The sequence below is a fragment of the Polynucleobacter sp. 71A-WALBACH genome (genome assembly GCF_018882365.1).
In the GTDB taxonomy this organism is placed as follows: Bacteria; Pseudomonadota; Gammaproteobacteria; order Burkholderiales; family Burkholderiaceae; genus Polynucleobacter.
This window is the reverse complement of record NZ_JACVOP010000002.1, coordinates 219548-236685: the sequence shown is the minus strand read 5'-3', so window position 1 is coordinate 236685 and position 17138 is coordinate 219548. Positions and strand designations below refer to the sequence as shown.

Sequence of the window (17138 nt, the reverse complement as noted above, 5' to 3'; positions counted from 1 at the left end):
CATAATTATGACAGAGAGTCCATGTGAAGCTTCAATCTGACCCCCATTCCGGAGCCAATACGATCACCGGTTACGGCGATGGCTACATTGAGATCAATAAGATCCCCTACAGTCACGCGGTTTTATTGAGCTCTGACGGTGAAATCTTGGAATGGGCCGTGAAGTCCTTTGATGAGCTTAGTCCAGCAGATTTCAGTCAAATGGCGGCTCTTAAGCCTGAATTGATCATTGTTGGTACCGGCAAGCGCCAGCGCTTTCCAAAGCCTGAGTTACTGAAAACCCTCATTGAGGCCAAGATTGGCTTTGAAGTCATGGATTCTCAGGCGGCTTGTCGCACCTACAACATTCTGGTTGGCGAGGGTCGCCAGGTCTTACTTGCCCTCATCGTGGAAGCCATCTAATGCAGTTTGGCCAAATTCGGCAGTCAAGCGCCCTGAACCCAGCGACCATTTTGATTCTGGTTCTGGTCTACGCCTTACTGTGGTTTGGCACCCTTAACTACCGTCACCTCATTCCATCTGATGAAGGTCGTTATGCCGAGATCGCCCGCGAGATGTTGGTTACGGGAGATTGGGTAACTCCTCGATATAACGGTTACAAGTATTTTGAAAAGCCTCCATTACAAATTTGGGCCACTGCTACTGCGTTCAATATTTTTGGGATCGGTGATTGGCAGGCGCGCCTATGGACTGCATTGACTGGATTTCTGACAATTGTATTTGTTGGGTTTACTGGTGCCCGTATATACAGCGCACGCGCTGGCTGGTTAGCCGCTATCGCTTTGGCATCAAGTCCAATGTGGGTAATTGGTGGGCATATCAACTCCCTTGATATGGGGCTGTCAGCATTTTTAGTGGCTGCACTATGCAGTCTTTTGTTGGCGCAAAACTCTCGAAATCCTGGCAATACCAAAGTGTGGATGTGGGCCTGTTGGGCCTTTATGGCTCTAGCAACACTATCCAAAGGTGTGATTGGGGTAGCTATTCCTGGCATGGTATTTAGTATTTACTCCATCACCACATGGGACTGGAAGATTTGGAAGCGGCTACACATTATTAGTGGCACGATTTTATTTTTAGCAATTACTGCGCCTTGGTTTGTCTTGGTTGCGCAACGCAATCCAGAATTTCTAGAGTTCTTTTTTATTCATGAACATTTACAACGATTCACACAAACAGCCCACAGTAGAACTGGGCCAATGTATTACTTCATCCCACTACTGCTACTGGGCTTTTTGCCGTGGCTCGCACAAACCCCTGCGGCACTGATTCAGTCTTGGCGAGAGCGTAATCGCGAATTCTCAAGCGGCTGGCTGCTGACCTGTTGGTTTGCCGTAATTATGGGATTCTTCAGCCTCTCTCAATCTAAATTACCTGGCTACATCATCCCTGTCTTTCCAGCATTAGCAATGCTTGTCGGGCATCGCTTAGATCGCAATCTAGGTTTTAGCAATTCCCTAGGATTACCTTGGAAATTACAAGCTCTCTGCTTTGCAATCCTTGGTGGCTTTGGATTTTTCTTCCTGGGAGAGATTGGTAAGCAAGCGAGGCCTGATGAAATTGAATCCTATGCGCAATACACGTATTGGATTATTGCGGCACTGATTGCATTAATTTCATTTAGCCTATTGGCATTGATACAAAGCAAACGTAACGGCTTGAGCAGCATCACGAGCTTTGCTGGAGGATTTTTTCTTTGCGCGATCATCGCAGGCACGGGCCATGAAACTCTTGGTCGCGCAGTCTCTGGCATCGACTTAGTCGAAAAAGTAAAAGCCGATATCCCTGTAAAGATAAATTTTTACTCTGTCAGAATTCTTGATCACACGGTGCCTTTCTATCTCGGTAGAACCATGACAATGGTGGAGTTTCCGGATGAGCTTGAGTTTGGCGTAAAACAAGAACCCCAGTTATGGCTTCCGACCTTAGATGCCTTTATCGAACGTTGGAAAGATGATCAAGCAGCTTATGCATTGATGGTTCCAGAGCAATATATTGAATTACAGAAACTCAATATCCCGATGCAAGAAGTTGGCAGAGATTCTAGGCGCGTGATTGTTAAGCATCCAGACCCTGCAAGTACTACACCACAATAAGGTCTCTAACTCCCTATGTCGACAGCTGAAAACACGCTCCCGTTTATTCCTTTTACGCGTCCACACTTCAATCAAGAAACGATTGATGCGGTGGCGGAGGTATTGCGTTCTGGCTGGGTGACTTCGGGACCAAAGTTAGCTGAATTTGAAGCTAGCTTGAGCGAATATTTTGGCGGCCGCCCTGTCCGTTGTTTTGCTAACGGCACCGCTACTATGAAAATCGCCCTACAAGTTGCAGGTATTGGGCCGGGTGACGAGGTTATCACCACACCAATCTCTTGGGTAGCAACATCCAATGTCATCCTAGGTGTAGGCGCAACACCCATTTTTGTAGATATTGATCCTGCGACTCGCAACATCGATTTAAGTAAAGTGGATGCAGCCATTACACCAAAGACGCGCGCCATCATGCCGGTCTATTTGGCCGGTCTGCCCGTCAATATGGATCAACTGTATGAATTGGCAAAGCAGCACAAACTCCGCGTGATTGAAGATGCAGCTCAGGCTTTTGGCTCACAGTGGCAGGGTCAGAAGATTGGCAGCATTGGTGATCTCGTGAGCTTTAGTTTTCAAGCAAATAAAAATTTATCGACTGTTGAAGGTGGCTGTCTTGTTCTAAATAATGCAGATGAAGCTAAGCTTGCAGAGAAGTTTCGTCTCCAAGGTCTCACACGCCAAGGCATCGATGGCATGGACGTTGATGTTCTAGGCGGCAAAGATAATTTGACTGATGTGAACGCAGTCATTGGCCTGCATCAACTGAAGCAATTACCAGCATTTCAGGCACGTAGAAGCGCTTTAGCGAGACAGTACTTTGATGCTATTCGGAATGAAATAAAGTCTGCTGGTTTAGACAGCCTCAACCTAGAGTTACCAGTAGAGAACTTTACTGATAGCAACTGGCACATGTTCCAAGTCGTTCTGCCTCTCGAGCAATTAAATGTCGATCGTGCGCAAGTGATGACTGAGTTAAAAGATTTGGGTATTGGTACGGGCGTTCATTACCCGACCATTACTGGATTTACGCTCTACCAAAAACTAGGCTACAAAACTGAAGCCACTCCAATTGCGCAACGCATTGGCCGCTCCATTTTGACCCTCCCCCTCTTCCCAGGAATGGCAGACGAGGATATTGGCCGTATAGCGAGTGCTTTGGTTGGAATTCTGAAGAAACATAGCAAAAAGTAGGCCCGTAGGAAGATTCAGGCAAAATTGCAGCATGACTGCAAATTTAGCTACCCAAGCCTGCAATCCCACGCTCAGCATTGTCATCCCCGTCTACAACGAGGAAGATGGTCTCCAAGCTCTCTTTGACCGCCTATACCCAGCACTGGATGCGATCGCTAGTAAGCGCAATATTGGCTATGAAGTGGTGTTTGTGAATGATGGCAGCAAAGATCGCTCAGCCGGCATCTTGGCCAAGCAAGTTGAGTTACGCCCTGATGTCACCCGTGCCGTGTTATTTCATAGTAACTTTGGTCAGCACATGGCTATCATGGCCGGTTTTGAATACTCCCGCGGTGAATACATCATCACCCTCGATGCTGACTTGCAGAATCCTCCAGAAGAAATTGATGCCCTGACTAATGAGTTACTCAAGGGTCATGACTACGTTGGCACTATTCGCGCGAATCGTCGCGACAGCTTCTTTAGAAAATTTGCCTCACGCGCTATGAATCATTTGCGCCAGAAAATTACTCGCATCACAATGACAGACCAAGGCTGCATGCTACGTGGCTATAGTCGTCGTATCGTCGATCTTGTTCGTCAGTGCGATGAAAGCAATACTTTTATTCCGGCACTGGCTTATACCTTCGCATCCAACCCTACTGAAATAAACGTCAAACACGAAGAGCGTTTTGCGGGTGAATCCAAGTACAGTTTGTATCAACTCATTCGCCTGAACTTTGATTTAGTAACTGGCTTCTCTGTAATGCCCTTGCAGATTTTCTCGATCCTAGGAATGCTCCTGGCAATGGCTGCAGGTAGCCTGTTCATATACCTTCTGGTTCGCCGCTTTGTGTTGGGTGCCGAAGTTGAAGGTGTGTTTACTTTATTTGCCCTCACCTTCTTCTTGATTGGCGTGATGCTGTTTGGCCTTGGCCTGCTCGGTGAATATATTGGTCGCATCTACCAACAGGTCCGCGAGCGTCCACGCTACGTTGTGCAAACTGTTTTAGAGAAAAAATAATTGCACGCAGTCGTCTTTGCTTATCACGATGTTGGCGTCAACTGCCTCAAAGCATTGCTGAGTGCAGGCATTCAGGTTGACTTAGTAGTAACCCATCAAGATGATCCTAATGAGAATGTTTGGTTTGGAAGCGTCGCTAAGCTCTGTGAGGAGAGGCGCATTCCTTACATCACCCCAAATGCCAATCAGTTGATGGATCTCGTGCCACAGATTCAAAAGCTGGCACCTGATTACCTCTTCTCTTTTTATTACCGCCATATGATTCCAGCTGAGCTCTTGGCCTGCGCCAAGATTGCCGCACTAAATATGCATGGATCACTTCTACCAAAATTCCGTGGCCGTGCGCCAGTCAATTGGGCCATTCTCCAGGGTGAAACTGAAACCGGCGCCACGTTGCACATCATGGAAGTCAAGCCAGATGCAGGCGATATCGTGGGGCAATCCGCAGTCTCTATTGGCCCCAATGAAACCGCTACAGAAGTCTTTGGCAAGGTTAGCCAAGCAGCTGCAGCCGTAATGAACAAGGTGCTACCCGAGCTTGTTCAGGGTCACGTTCCTCAAAAACCCAATAATCTGGCTCAGGGAAGCTATTTTGGGGGCCGCAAGCCCGCCGATGGGCAAATTCACTGGCTTCAGACGGCCCAGCAGGTTCATAACCTCGTCAGAGCCGTTGCACCCCCATATCCAGGGGCTTTTACAGACTGGCAAGGTCAGCGCATGATCGTGGCTCGCACGAGCTTAGAGGGGCCATTTCCGGAGCAGCTGGATCTTCAAGCTCCAGGCATCCAAGTGGTTGATAATCAGGTATTCGGCGTTTGTGGCGACCAAAGAGCGGTAGCGATACTGGACTGGTTACCAGCAAATAGCTAACAAACGAAAAGCAATAAATTAGCGTAGCAAAATATATTCGATTAATAACGAGGCAGTAAAGATGAAAAAAGTACTCATTCTTGGTGTAAACGGTTTTATTGGTCACCACCTTTCAAAGCGCATCCTTGAGACAACCGATTGGGATGTCTATGGCATGGATATACAAAGTGATCGCCTAGGCGATTTGGTGAACCATCCCCGGATGCACTTCTTTGAGGGTGATATCACCATTAATAAAGAATGGGTTGAATATCACATCCGCAAATGCGATGTCATCCTGCCTTTAGTAGCGATTGCCACACCAGCGACTTATGTTCAGCAGCCATTAAAGGTTTTTGAACTCGACTTCGAAGCAAACCTACCTATCGTGCGCTCTGCTGTTAAGTACAAAAAGCATTTGGTGTTTCCATCCACATCTGAAGTCTATGGCATGTGCGAAGACGGTGAATTTGATCCCGCTCAATCCAATATGGTGTACGGCCCAATCAACAAGCCACGCTGGATCTACGCTTGTTCCAAGCAGTTAATGGATCGCGTAATCTGGGGTTATGGCATGGAAGGTTTGCGCTTTACTCTCTTTCGTCCATTTAACTGGATTGGTCCTGGCCTGGATAGCATCTATACACCAAAAGAAGGCTCTTCCCGCGTAGTAACTCAGTTCTTGGGTCACATTGTTCGTGGCGAACCTATTAATGTCGTTGATGGCGGCGCGCAGAAACGTGCGTTTACTTATGTGGATGACGGCATCGATGCTTTAATGCGAATTATCGATAACAAAGATGGTATTGCTAACGGCAAGATCTACAACATCGGCAATCCAAAGAACAATCACTCTATTCGCGAACTCGCTAATCAGATGCTGGAGATTGCTCGTAGCATTCCGGAGTACGCCAAGACAGCCAATGAAGTGAAGATTGTAGAAACTACTTCAGGTGCTTACTACGGTGAAGGGTATCAAGACGTTCAAAACCGCGTTCCCGCAATTGACAACACGATGAGTGAATTGGGCTGGAAGCCAACTACCAATATGAGCGACGCGCTGAAGAATATTTTTGAAGCGTATCGCCTTGATGTAGATAACGCACGTCATTTAGTTGATAAAGAATAAGCGAAAGTAAATTTAAGGGTTCATGGCTAAGATTGCTCTCAAGGTAGACGTTGATACCTTACGCGGCACCAAAGAAGGCGTTCCCAATTTAGCGCGAACGCTTGAACGCTTTGGCCTCAAAGCCACCTTCTTATTTAGCTTAGGCCCTGACCATACTGGCTGGGCTCTCAAGCGGGTTTTTAAGCCAGGCTTCCTGAAGAAGGTGAGCCGCACCTCCGTTGTTGAGCATTACGGCATTAAAACTCTACTCTACGGCGTCCTCCTACCTGGGCCTGATATTGGTAAACAAGCTGCCGCTGAAATGCGTGCAATTGATTTGGCTGGCCATGAAACTGGTATTCATACTTGGGATCACGTTGCCTGGCAAGATGCCGTTCGCAATCGCGATGCGCAGTGGACTAAAGCGCAGATGCAGAAAAGTTGGGATCGCTTTGTGGAAATATTTGGTCACGCACCAGCCACCTATGGTGCTGCTGGCTGGCAAATGAATGAAGCTGCTTTTGAGCAACTCGATCAATGGGGTATTAAATACTCTTCCGATGGCAGGGCCGAACCTAATCTCATGCCTTATCGTTTTGAGCTGCACTCTGGAAAAGCAAAGCATGTGCAATACCCAACTACATTACCAACTTTTGATGAGTTGATCGGTATAGATGGTGCTGATGAATTTGGCGCCGTAAAGAAGTTACTCGAGATTACCCAGAGCAATCCCAATGATCAGGTATTTACACTACATGCTGAGCTAGAAGGCCAAAAGCTGCTCCCTGCCTTTGAGCAACTGCTTGCAGGCTGGCTCAACCAAGGCCACGATCTAGTCACCATGGGTCAACTACACCAATCCTGGGAAGCCACCAAACAACTCGATAAAATAGCTATACAGCCAGTTACCTGGGGTGAAATCCCCAACCGTAGCGGCGAATTGATTTTGCAAGCAACCTAAGTAGCGCCCCATATATTCAGCATATAAAGCTAAACGAGAGAGACCATCATGACAGTAGAAATTGGTAAATCAATGCCCCAGTGCGCCATCCCAGCAACCTCGGGATTAACCTTTACGCCAGATTCAGCCAAAGGCAAAAAACTGGTCATTTACTTTTATCCAAAAGATATGACTCCTGGTTGCACAGCCGAGTCTGGTGAATTTCGGGACAACATTGAGGCTTTTACCAAAGCCAATACCCTGATCGTTGGCGTATCCCGAGATAGCCTCAAATCCCATGACAATTTCCGCAGCAAACTTGAGCTGCCATTTGAACTTGTTGCCGATACCGAAGAAACTCTTTGCCAACTCTTTGGCGTAATGAAGTTAAAAAATATGTATGGCAAACAGGTGCGTGGCGTTGAGCGCAGCACCTTCCTCTTTGACTCCTCAGGCAAACTCGTTAAAGAATGGCGTGGCCTTAAGGTTCCGGGACATGTGACAGAGGTATTACAAGCCGCCCAAGCCGCCAACTAATTTTTAAATTAATTTAATCTTGGGTACTTGCAAAGCCCAAAATTTGGGGTAAAGTTGTTCCTATGCACCGTAAACGACGGGAAAGTCTAACAATCCGTTTGACTCATCAGCCTGAATATTTAAGAACAGGCTCGGTAAACAACCCCCGCCGTTTTACAGATCGTTTTACACCCAGTTTCGTTATAAACCGTCAATGCAATCCGCTTGACGGTTTTTTCTTTTAGGAGAGTCTGCATGCCATTGCCCCCAATCCCAACTCAAATTGCTGGCCAAGTAAAAATTAGCAGTAAAGACACGCCCAATCTAAAAAAGCGCCCCGCCCCAGCAAAAACTGTTGTGATGGAGAGTCATGCGCCAGATTGGGCGACAGACGCAGAAGAGGATTTATCTGCGGCTGAAGTAGCCCTGGAAAAAATCAAAGGGGATCGTAGACCAGTAGCAGTGCCTCATGAACGTAGCGATAAGAAGATAGCGAGCATTCCAGATAAACCGAAACGCATTATTCGCACTGGCCCACCCAGCTTATTTGTACTCGACACCAATGTATTGATGCATGATCCAAGTTCCTTGTTCCGCTTCTCTGAACATGACCTTTTCCTGCCGATGACCACCCTAGAGGAATTAGATAACCATAAAAAGGGGATGACTGAGGTTGCACGTAATGCTCGTACGGTTAGTCGCTCCTTAGATCAATTGGTGGCTGGTACTAGCGGCACACTTGATGATGGAATCCCACTGAATAAGCTTGGCAATCAAGATGTATCTGGTCGACTCTTTTTCCAAACCAAACTAACAACTCAAGCATTACCAGAGGGATTGCCTGAAGGCAAAGGTGACAACCTGATCCTTGCTGTTGTGAGTGAATTGCAAAAGACGCGCAAAGGCCAGGAAGTAGTTTTGGTATCTAAAGATATCAACATGCGTATCAAGGCTCGCGCATTAGGTCTACCTGCGGAAGATTATTTTAACGATCAAGTCTTAGAAGATCGTGACCTCATGTATTCCGGAGTGATGGCCTTACCAGCGGACTTTTGGCCAAAGCATGGCAAAGATATGGAAAGTTGGGCTGATGGCAAATCCGGCACGATGTTTTATCGTGTAACCGGCCCCTCAGTTCCGAGCATGCTGGTAAATGAATTCGTCTACCAAGAAAATCCAGATGGCTCTACCCCGTTCTACGCTCAAGTAAAAGAAATCAACGGCAAGACCGCTCTCCTCCAAACCTTGAGGGACTTCTCGCATCAGAAAAATAATGTGTGGAGTGTGACCGCTCGCAATCGAGAGCAGAACTTTGCCATGAACCTGCTGATGAACCCAGATGTGGATTTCATCACCTTATTGGGTCAAGCAGGTACTGGTAAAACCTTGCTGGCCTTAGCAGCGGGGCTTGAGCAGGTTTTAGACAGCAAACGCTATAACGAAATCATTATTACTCGAGCTACTGTTCCCGTTGGTGAAGATATTGGATTTCTGCCAGGTACAGAAGAAGAAAAGATGCAGCCTTGGATGGGTGCATTTGATGACAATCTTGAGGTACTACAACGCAATGAAGATGGAAGCGCCGGCGAATGGGGGCGTGCTGCAACCCAGGAACTGATTCGCTCACGCATCAAAGTGAAGAGCATGAACTTCATGCGTGGCAGAACCTTTGTCAGTAAGTTTGTGATAATTGACGAGGCACAAAACTTAACACCTAAACAAATGAAGACTTTGGTAACTCGCGCAGGCCCAGGAACCAAGATTGTTTGTTTAGGCAATATTGCCCAGATCGACACACCTTACTTAACTGAAGGCTCTTCGGGCCTTACTTATGTGGTGGATCGCTTTAAAGGCTGGCGTCATGGCGGACACGTGACACTAGCTCGCGGTGAGCGTTCACGCCTTGCGGATCATGCTGCTGACGCACTCTAAGGAAACCTTGTCATGCCGCACTCTAATGGGGTGCGGCATTTTTATTTGCGCCCTGCTAACACTATCGGGGTGCAGCACCTTTAGCGCAAAAAATAATGCAGCCAAAGTTGCCCAATTCAAACAAGATACTAGCGTGGGCACCGAAGATATTTCGATTGCTGCGGTAGGCTTAGTTGGGGTGCCCTATCGCTATGGTGGTAATAATCCCAAGGGTGGATTTGACTGTAGTGGATTGATTGCCTATGTCTACAACAAGTCAGCCAATATTAAGCTGCCGCGCACCATTCAAGAAATGAGTACCAAAGGTCAAAGCGTAGAGAATCAACCACCAGCTCCAGGTGATCTGATTTTCTTCAACACTACTGGTGAAAAGTATTCACATGCAGGGATTTATGTTGGGCAAGGTAGATTTGTGCATGCCCCAAGCGCGGGTGGAACTGTGCGCTTGGAGTTCATTACTACGCCCTACTGGGCAGCTAGGTTTACTGAGGCTAGAAGACTTGCAGCCCAGTAAACACTACATTAGAAACGTGTTTGTAAGCCCACTCTGCCTGATATCGCCTGGTAAGTTCCCACTAGAGAATTTTCCCAGCCAAGGTTCAAGAAGAGATTCGTTGACTTAGTAATCCTTGCATTTACCTCAGCATCCAAAGCCAACCAACGAGATCCAGTTTGAGATTGGAAGGTGAGGGGATTGACGCCATAAAGTGATTGGAAGGTGGTACTGGTTCCAGCATTAAATACAGACCAGTAGTTTGCGCGTAGATAAGCAAAGATAGGAGTATTTCCAACGGTATCCTTATGACCACCTAATATTCCCACGCGTCCGCGACTAATCTCACTCTTGTTAAAGTTTATTTGGCCATATGCATCGCTGGCGTTATTCATGCCGATAGCATCATAAACAATTTGAGCTTGAGGAGAGATTAAAAACTTCTCCGTTAAATTCCAGCGTCCGCCCGTCTCAAGTGATCCCGTAAAACCAGAACCCTGTGTTTTTAATCCAGCACCTTGAACCGAGCTTGCGCTCGCGTTCAGGTACCTGGAGCCCTGTGCCAATGCATCAACATATAAACCATTTTCCGCAAAATGAGTTCCATATAAGCCCAATGAATACGCCTGCATGCCATTAAGATTACCAGTTGATGTCGTGCCTGCTTGGTTGGAAGTATTTCCGTTAGCACCACCAATCGTGACATATGGACCTATGTATGAACGTGATCCAGCGAGCTCTTCATTCTTATACAGATCAACACCGAACTGTAAGGCGTATGCATTAAAGTTCAATTTAGGCCCATCATTAATATTGGATGGCGTTGAAGATCCAGTCTTTCCAATAATGCGTGCCCAGTCATTAGATTTATTCTGGCTCAAGGAACCTGGATCAACCAGATTGAGGTCGCCACGGCGTTGATCCAATGTATCAACAGCAGTCTGCGCATAGAGCTGCATTAAAGAAGGTAGTGCTGGATAAACAGATACCTCTATACGCTCTCCCACAGCAGGAGTAATGGGAATGGCTGGGGCTGCAACTAAAACACTAGCGGGCTCAGCTGGATTATCTGTTCTTAAATACCAAGAATTTCCTGATCCAGTTGCTGGGCCTTTAACTAGCTGGTACTCAAATGCACCAGAGGCAACACGTTGATTTAGAGCAAAGGCATTTGAAGTGGAGCCATTGCTACTATTAACTTGTACCACCTGAATACCATCACCAGTGGTGCGATTACCTAGACCACCCTTATCAACTACTGTTATGCCAGTTGAGCCTGAAGCCCCTCCGCCAATTTTTAAAGTATCGGCTATTGGACTCGTATTAGGCCCCCATACATTAGTTGTGAAGTTGCCATTATTGCCAACATAATTTCCATTGATTGTTAATTGGGTTGGAATCCCTAAAAAACTAGGTTCAATATTTCCCGCATTATTTACACTCCCGTTTATGATGCCCCCTCCTTGCAATATCGCACCTGATGCAACAGTAGTCGTTGCAGCTGAACCCAGGGAGCCCGTCAAAATTAGACTGCCTGCATTGATATTTGTAGGACCGCTATAGGTATTAGCACCAGAGAGAGTTAAGGTGCCAGCGCCTACTTTGTTTATGGAGCCTGCTCCAGAGATGACTCCCGATAACCCTAGGTTATTTCCATTGGTATCTACTATAGAGGTAGCAGCAACACTTACGGCATTGGCTAAAGCAACTGATGAAGCAGCCTGTAAGGTAGTGGCATTAGCCATCGCTAAACCACTGGTACCGAGTGCTGTGTTGTTACCCACAGCAATCGTGCCGGCATTTAAGCTAGTGCCACCGCTATAGGTATTAGCACCAGAGAGAGTTAAGGTGCCAGCACCAATTTTAGAGATTAAGGTAGCGACTGCAGTAGGGCTAGCTTGATCCTGAATTGTAGAACTTATTCGCAGTGTCGATGTTCCATCAATATTGATACGTCCCGCGACAAGCTCATATCCTGAAGCGCTATTTAAGACTACATTTGAAGAATTTGTTGCATTGATTACATTCAAGCCAGTTAATGCATTATTAAAGTTAGCATTGGCGAACCCGCTGAATGTCAGAGTCTCTTGTGTATTACCTTTATTAAAACTAATTCCACCCAATAATGTTGAGCCACCATATAGAGTTACTGTGTTGTTAGAGCCACCGCTTGTTGAGCCGGCAAAATTGATCGCAGTGTCAGAGACGCTAGCAGCAAGAATTCTGCCATAGTTATAAACATCCACTCCTGGCTGTTGAGCACTGTAGATCGCGTAATAAGATGATGTTGGAGCGCCAATCAATCCCGTGCTTGTATTAGTAATTGTGGTTCGATTACTGTTTGCATTATTGTCAATCTGAATTCCGTTACCACTACCAGTAGTTAGCGGATTACAGGAGCCAGACAAGATTCCTGACGGACAAATAATTCCAGAATTGATGATGTTTGCAGCGCCTTTGACTTGTATTCCGTTTGACAGCATCCCCGCTGCAGCAATCGTGCCAGAGTTATTGATCGCCGTAATTGCTCCACCATTTTCCACTTCAATACCATTTGCCCCTCTACCGCTGGTTGATATCGTCCCCGCATTTATGATGGTGTTTGCCGCTGAACTGGCATTGGTAGAGCTAATCGTGATACCTGATGCATTAATACCATTTGTCACAATCGAACCATTATTAGTAATAGTGCTGCCACCAGCCTGAGATCTACCATTTATACCCGAAGAGATCCCGTATCCGTAATAAAAGGAGCTGGTATTTAAGACTCCATTATTTATTACATTTGCACCACTTCCAATACCCACTGTTGAACCATTAACTGTAATTGAAGTGCCAGGGTTAATATTGACGGTGACATTATTTCCTGCCGCCGTATTACCTTGCGAAGAAATCACTCCAGCTGAAGTTGTTCCTATTGGATTGCAGGTGACTGTAGTTCCATTCGCATCCGGGGTATAGTTATCACAACTACCCGCAGCCAATGATATGGGTGCATAGACCACCAATATCAAAGTAAAAAATACTGCGACAAAAAACGATTGTGATTTATTTAAATATTTCATGGGAATATGATTTTCGTTACGACGCTAATTTTTGACAGATTTAGCCACTTAGATTGGAATAACTGAATAATAATTAGCTATAAATTTAATATCTATTAACCCAAGGGCTAATACCTCTCTGATTAATAATCAGAAATAATCATTTATCGGATTTATTTGTAATTATTTTCAACAACACAGGAATTTGGCAATGAAAGAAATTGATTTAGGTCGCATCCAAGAGATTCTAGTAACCGCCGCTACGGACATTGGTCTCAAGATTTTGGCAGCAATCGCCTTTTGGGTGGTTGGCCGATGGTTAATTGGCGTTGCCTTGAATATCCTTCGCAAAGCATTGGAACAACAAAAACTAGACCCAACAATTCTGCGTTATGTAGGCTCCGTCGTTTCTGTAACCCTGAATATTCTTTTGGTTGTTGGAATCCTGGGTTATTTTGGTATTCAAACCACGAGCTTTGCCGCTTTAATTGCTACCGCAGGTGTTGCTATCGGCGCAGCATGGGCTGGACTCCTCTCTAACTTTGCTGCGGGCGTATTTGTAATTGTTTTGCGCCCATTTAAAGTTGGCGATTTCATTACTGCTGCAGGCGTTACTGGCACGGTTAAAGAAATCGGATTATTTTCTTCCACCATTAATACGCCAGATAACATTGCCACCATGATTGGTAACACGAAGATTCTGGGTGACACCATTCAGAACTTTAGCCATACCCCCTTCCGCCGCGTTGATCTGAAATGCCAGCTCTCGGGGGCGGCAGATCAAGGGGCTGCCATGAAGTTATTGAGCGAAAAGATTGCTTCTATTCCAAACGTATTGCAAGATCCAGCTGTGGAGGTAAATATTTTGGAATTCAATTTAGTCGGCCCAGTATTGGCCGTGCGTCCATACTGCAACAATGACCACTACTGGCAAGTCTATTTTGATAGTAATCGTGTGATGAGTGAAGCTCTCGCAGCCGCGGGCTTCCCAGCACCAGTTGCAACACAAAATATGGTTATGAAGCAAAACTAAGTTTGTAAGGTGTTACCGTAGTCGAAGTACATTCAATTTACTTGGGAGAATTACACATGAAGAAAATCATCATCGCTTTAAGTATTGCATTCAGTTTCGCAGTTCCTTCAATTGCTTTTGCAGATCAAGCTGCTTGCGAAGCTAAGGCAGTTAGCAAAGAAGGTAAGCCACTCTATGGTGCTGCTAAAGATGCATCTGTGAAAAAATGTATGGGTGGAGCAGTTGCGGACTCTGGTTGCGAAGCTAAAGCTGTCAGCAAGGATGGCAAGCCTCTCTATGGCGCTGCTAAGGCTGCGTCTATCAAGAAGTGTGAAGGCGGCAAGTAGGCTACTTTCGCTTCAAACTTAAAAGCCTCGCAATGCGAGGCTTTTTTATCTTTAATTGTTACTGTTACTTTTTGTTTTTCTCTTTTTAATTAGAACGGCTCGTATCCACCCGAAGAGTAACCAACCGATCCCATCGCCAAGTTATCAAACTTGGTATACGGGCCTTGCCAACTAACGCGCACAGTGCCAATTGGTCCATTACGCTGTTTACCAATAATGATCTCAGCTATGCCCTTATCTTGGGTTGTATCGGGGTGATATACCTCATCACGATAGATAAACATAATTAAGTCGGCATCTTGCTCAATCGCACCTGACTCACGCAAGTCAGACATGATTGGGCGCTTGTTAGGACGTTGCTCAAGGCCACGGTTTAACTGAGATAGCGCCACTACCGGGCACTGTAATTCTTTTGCGAGTGACTTAAGTGATCGTGAGATCTCAGAAATCTCGGTTGCACGGTTCTCAGAACCTGAGCCGCTCATCAACTGCAAGTAATCAATCACAACGAGACCAAGCGTTCCGCCAAAGTTACGAGCAATACGACGTGCGCGTGCACGCAACTCTAAGCTTGAGAGAGCACCAGTCTCATCAATCAAAATTTGGGTATTACTTAGGCGCGCAATGGCATCCGTAACCCGTGGCCACTCATCATCTTGTAACTTACCAGTACGCATACGACTTTGATCAACGCGCCCTACAGAACCCAATAAACGGGCTGCCAATTGTTCACCAGACATCTCCATTGAGAATATGACGACAGGCAACCCCTCTGCTAAAGCAACGTTTTCCGCAATATTTAAAGCCATCGCGGTTTTACCCATTGACGGTCTTCCGGCAATAATCACTAAGTCGCCTTTTTGCAGACCGCTAGTTTGTTTATCCAGATCAATAAAGCCAGTTGCTATACCAGTAATGTCGCTGCCACCTTGACGGTTGTATAGCTCATCAATACGCGCGACAACGGTTTTGAGCAATGGCTCGATCTCAAGGTAGTCGGCCTTGCGACTACCCTCTTCACCAATTTGTAGAATGCGTGATTCTGCTTCATCCAGAAGCGTTCTCACTGAACGACCTTCTGGAACAAATGCAGAGTTCACAATATTGTCAGACACTTCAATTAGGCGACGCAGAATGCTGCGGTCACGAACAATGTCGGCATAGCCTTTGATGTTCGCTGCACTAGGAGTGCTTTGCGCCAATGAATTGAGGTAATCAATGCCAACTAAATCGCCACCCTGCTCAGACTTCACAGCCTCATGAACAGTAATAACGTCGGCCGGATGATTGTCGCCAACTAAACGCTGAATGACCTTATAGATCAAAGCATGTTCAGGGCGATAGAAATCTTTATCAGTTAACACGCCACCTAGGCGATCCCAGGCTGTGTTATCGATCAGTAGACCGCCGAGCAAAGATTGCTCGGCTTCTACAGAATGCGGCGGTACTTTTAAAGCCTGCAAGGCTGCATCCCCAGAACCCATCATGCCGGAATTTGACATAAGGGAGCGTGAGCGGGATTCAGCCATGAGGCTAGCTTACAGATCTAAAACTTACGCTTGCTCGCCAACTACACGGATAGTGATGTCAGCCACTACATCGGTATGAACAGCAACCGCTACAGGGTGATCACCAACCATCTTCAAGGGGCCAGTAGGCATACGTACAGAAGATTTTTCAATTACAAAGCCTTTAGTCTTCAAAGCGTCAGCGATGTCATGGTTAGTTACAGAACCAAACAAGCGACCGTCAACACCCGCTTTTTGACCGATTTCGAGAACCAAGTCTTTGAGCTTTGCGCCAACCGCTTCAGCAGCAGCTAATTTCTCAGCAGCTAATTTTTCCAACTCAGCGCGACGCACTGCAAAATCAGCAATCGCTGTTTCAGTTGCACGACGAGCTTTACGTTGTGGGATTAGGAAATTACGAGCGTAACCGTCTTTAACACGAACGATGTCACCGAGGTTGCCCAGGTTAATTACTTTTTCTAAAAGAATGATTTGCATTGAGGGCTCCCAATTATTTCTTGTGTTGATCGGAGAATGGCAACAAAGCCAAGTAACGAGCACGCTTAATAGCAGTGTCAAGTTGACGCTGGTATTTTGCTTTTGTGCCTGTCAAACGTGCAGGAGTAATTTTGGCGTTTTCGCCAATGAAGTCCTTCAATGTATCTACATCTTTGTAATCAATCTGCTCTACGCCAGCAACAGTAAAACGGCAATAACGCTTACGCTTGAACAATGGGTTCTGAGCTGGTTTCTTTTTGAAATCGGGTTTCTTTCCAAACGCCATGATGATTTCCTCTTTAATTTTTCAATTGAATATGGGTAATGTGGAAAACCAGTCTTTGATTACGTAGAGTCTTGGGTGCCAAGAATCCTTCAAACACTGCCTCGGCCCCTAAATCCATTTGCTCCAAGCCCTTTTGTATTGGGCCTATCGCTATGGCTTCAACATTCATCTGAATTTTCCTTGCTGTTCCTACCTCGCTTACTTCGCCGCTATGTTCTAGCTGGCAATGCATCACCGGTATTCCTGCTGGTGTAAATCGAATCGCGTCTTTAGATACCAAGAATGCAGTTAGGGTGAAATGATTCAACGCCGCTCCGTC

Annotated in this window: 17 protein-coding genes; 12 read left to right on the top strand and 5 right to left on the bottom strand. The window is 46.1% G+C overall.

Annotated features, from left to right (window positions below):
- Positions 1-23 precede the first annotated feature (23 nt).
- The 10 genes from ICN42_RS08830 to ICN42_RS08785 all read left to right on the top strand — a co-directional run bounded on the left by ICN42_RS08830 (position 24) and on the right by ICN42_RS08785 (position 10145).
- Positions 24-401, top strand: a complete 378-nt coding sequence (locus tag ICN42_RS08830) for an MTH938/NDUFAF3 family protein (protein ID WP_216253487.1) — start codon at positions 24-26, stop codon at positions 399-401.
- The gene (locus tag ICN42_RS08825; protein ID WP_216253486.1) at positions 401-2095 is read left to right on the top strand and encodes a glycosyltransferase family 39 protein; all 1695 of its coding nucleotides are present in this window, start codon (positions 401-403) and stop codon (positions 2093-2095) included. The genes ICN42_RS08830 and ICN42_RS08825 overlap by 1 nt, the downstream gene beginning before the upstream one ends.
- Before the next feature lie 15 nt (positions 2096-2110).
- Complete coding sequence (locus ICN42_RS08820; protein WP_216253485.1) at positions 2111-3283, top strand: DegT/DnrJ/EryC1/StrS aminotransferase family protein; 1173 nt, start codon at positions 2111-2113, stop codon at positions 3281-3283.
- Between the two features lie 31 nt (positions 3284-3314).
- The gene (locus ICN42_RS08815) at positions 3315-4286 is read left to right on the top strand and encodes a glycosyltransferase (RefSeq protein ID WP_216253484.1); all 972 of its coding nucleotides are present in this window, start codon (positions 3315-3317) and stop codon (positions 4284-4286) included.
- Positions 4287-5156 carry a formyltransferase gene (locus ICN42_RS08810; RefSeq protein ID WP_216253482.1) on the top strand — a complete coding sequence of 290 codons (870 nt, stop codon included), beginning with the start codon at positions 4287-4289 and terminating at the stop codon, positions 5154-5156.
- Positions 5157-5217: 61 nt separating this feature from the next.
- The gene (locus ICN42_RS08805; protein WP_216253480.1) at positions 5218-6264 is read left to right on the top strand and encodes a bifunctional UDP-4-keto-pentose/UDP-xylose synthase; all 1047 of its coding nucleotides are present in this window, start codon (positions 5218-5220) and stop codon (positions 6262-6264) included.
- 22 nt (positions 6265-6286) lie between these two features.
- Positions 6287-7204: a polysaccharide deacetylase family protein gene (locus tag ICN42_RS08800; protein ID WP_216253478.1), complete on the top strand. Its 918-nt coding sequence runs from the start codon at positions 6287-6289 to the stop codon at positions 7202-7204.
- 48 nt (positions 7205-7252) lie between these two features.
- Entirely contained in the window at positions 7253-7720 is a 468-nt protein-coding gene (locus ICN42_RS08795; RefSeq protein ID WP_216253477.1) for a peroxiredoxin, read from the top strand.
- A gap of 234 nt (positions 7721-7954) precedes the next feature.
- Positions 7955-9631, top strand: coding sequence for a PhoH family protein (locus ICN42_RS08790; protein ID WP_216253475.1), 1677 nt, complete (start codon positions 7955-7957; stop codon positions 9629-9631).
- Entirely contained in the window at positions 9588-10145 is a 558-nt protein-coding gene (locus ICN42_RS08785; RefSeq protein ID WP_370626023.1) for a C40 family peptidase, read from the top strand. Before ICN42_RS08790 ends, ICN42_RS08785 begins: the two co-directional genes overlap by 44 nt.
- 8 nt (positions 10146-10153) lie before the next feature.
- Here ICN42_RS08785 and ICN42_RS08780 read toward each other — a convergent pair whose 3' ends face one another.
- Entirely contained in the window at positions 10154-13189 is a 3036-nt protein-coding gene (locus ICN42_RS08780; protein WP_216253474.1) for an autotransporter outer membrane beta-barrel domain-containing protein, read from the bottom strand.
- Positions 13190-13379: 190 nt separating this feature from the next.
- Here ICN42_RS08780 and ICN42_RS08775 point away from each other — a divergent pair, with 190 nt between their 5' ends.
- Positions 13380-14201: a mechanosensitive ion channel family protein gene (locus tag ICN42_RS08775; protein ID WP_216253472.1), complete on the top strand. Its 822-nt coding sequence runs from the start codon at positions 13380-13382 to the stop codon at positions 14199-14201.
- Between the two features lie 56 nt (positions 14202-14257).
- Entirely contained in the window at positions 14258-14527 is a 270-nt protein-coding gene (locus ICN42_RS08770; RefSeq protein ID WP_216253471.1) for a hypothetical protein, read from the top strand.
- Positions 14528-14616: 89 nt separating this feature from the next.
- On the opposite strand, the gene dnaB is transcribed toward ICN42_RS08770, so the two are convergent.
- From dnaB to priB, 4 genes are read right to left on the bottom strand one after another with little or no spacing between them, the layout of a single operon-like run.
- A complete protein-coding gene (gene dnaB, locus ICN42_RS08765; RefSeq protein ID WP_370626022.1) occupies positions 14617-16056 on the bottom strand; it encodes a replicative DNA helicase in 1440 nt (479 codons plus the stop codon).
- 24 nt (positions 16057-16080) lie between these two features.
- Positions 16081-16533: a 50S ribosomal protein L9 gene (rplI, locus tag ICN42_RS08760; protein WP_216253470.1), complete on the bottom strand. Its 453-nt coding sequence runs from the start codon at positions 16531-16533 to the stop codon at positions 16081-16083.
- Positions 16534-16546: 13 nt separating this feature from the next.
- Positions 16547-16819, bottom strand: a complete 273-nt coding sequence (rpsR, locus tag ICN42_RS08755; protein WP_011902267.1) for a 30S ribosomal protein S18 — start codon at positions 16817-16819, stop codon at positions 16547-16549.
- 13 nt (positions 16820-16832) lie between these two features.
- Positions 16833-17126: a primosomal replication protein N gene (priB, locus tag ICN42_RS08750; protein WP_216253469.1), complete on the bottom strand. Its 294-nt coding sequence runs from the start codon at positions 17124-17126 to the stop codon at positions 16833-16835.
- Positions 17127-17138: the final 12 nt, after the last annotated feature.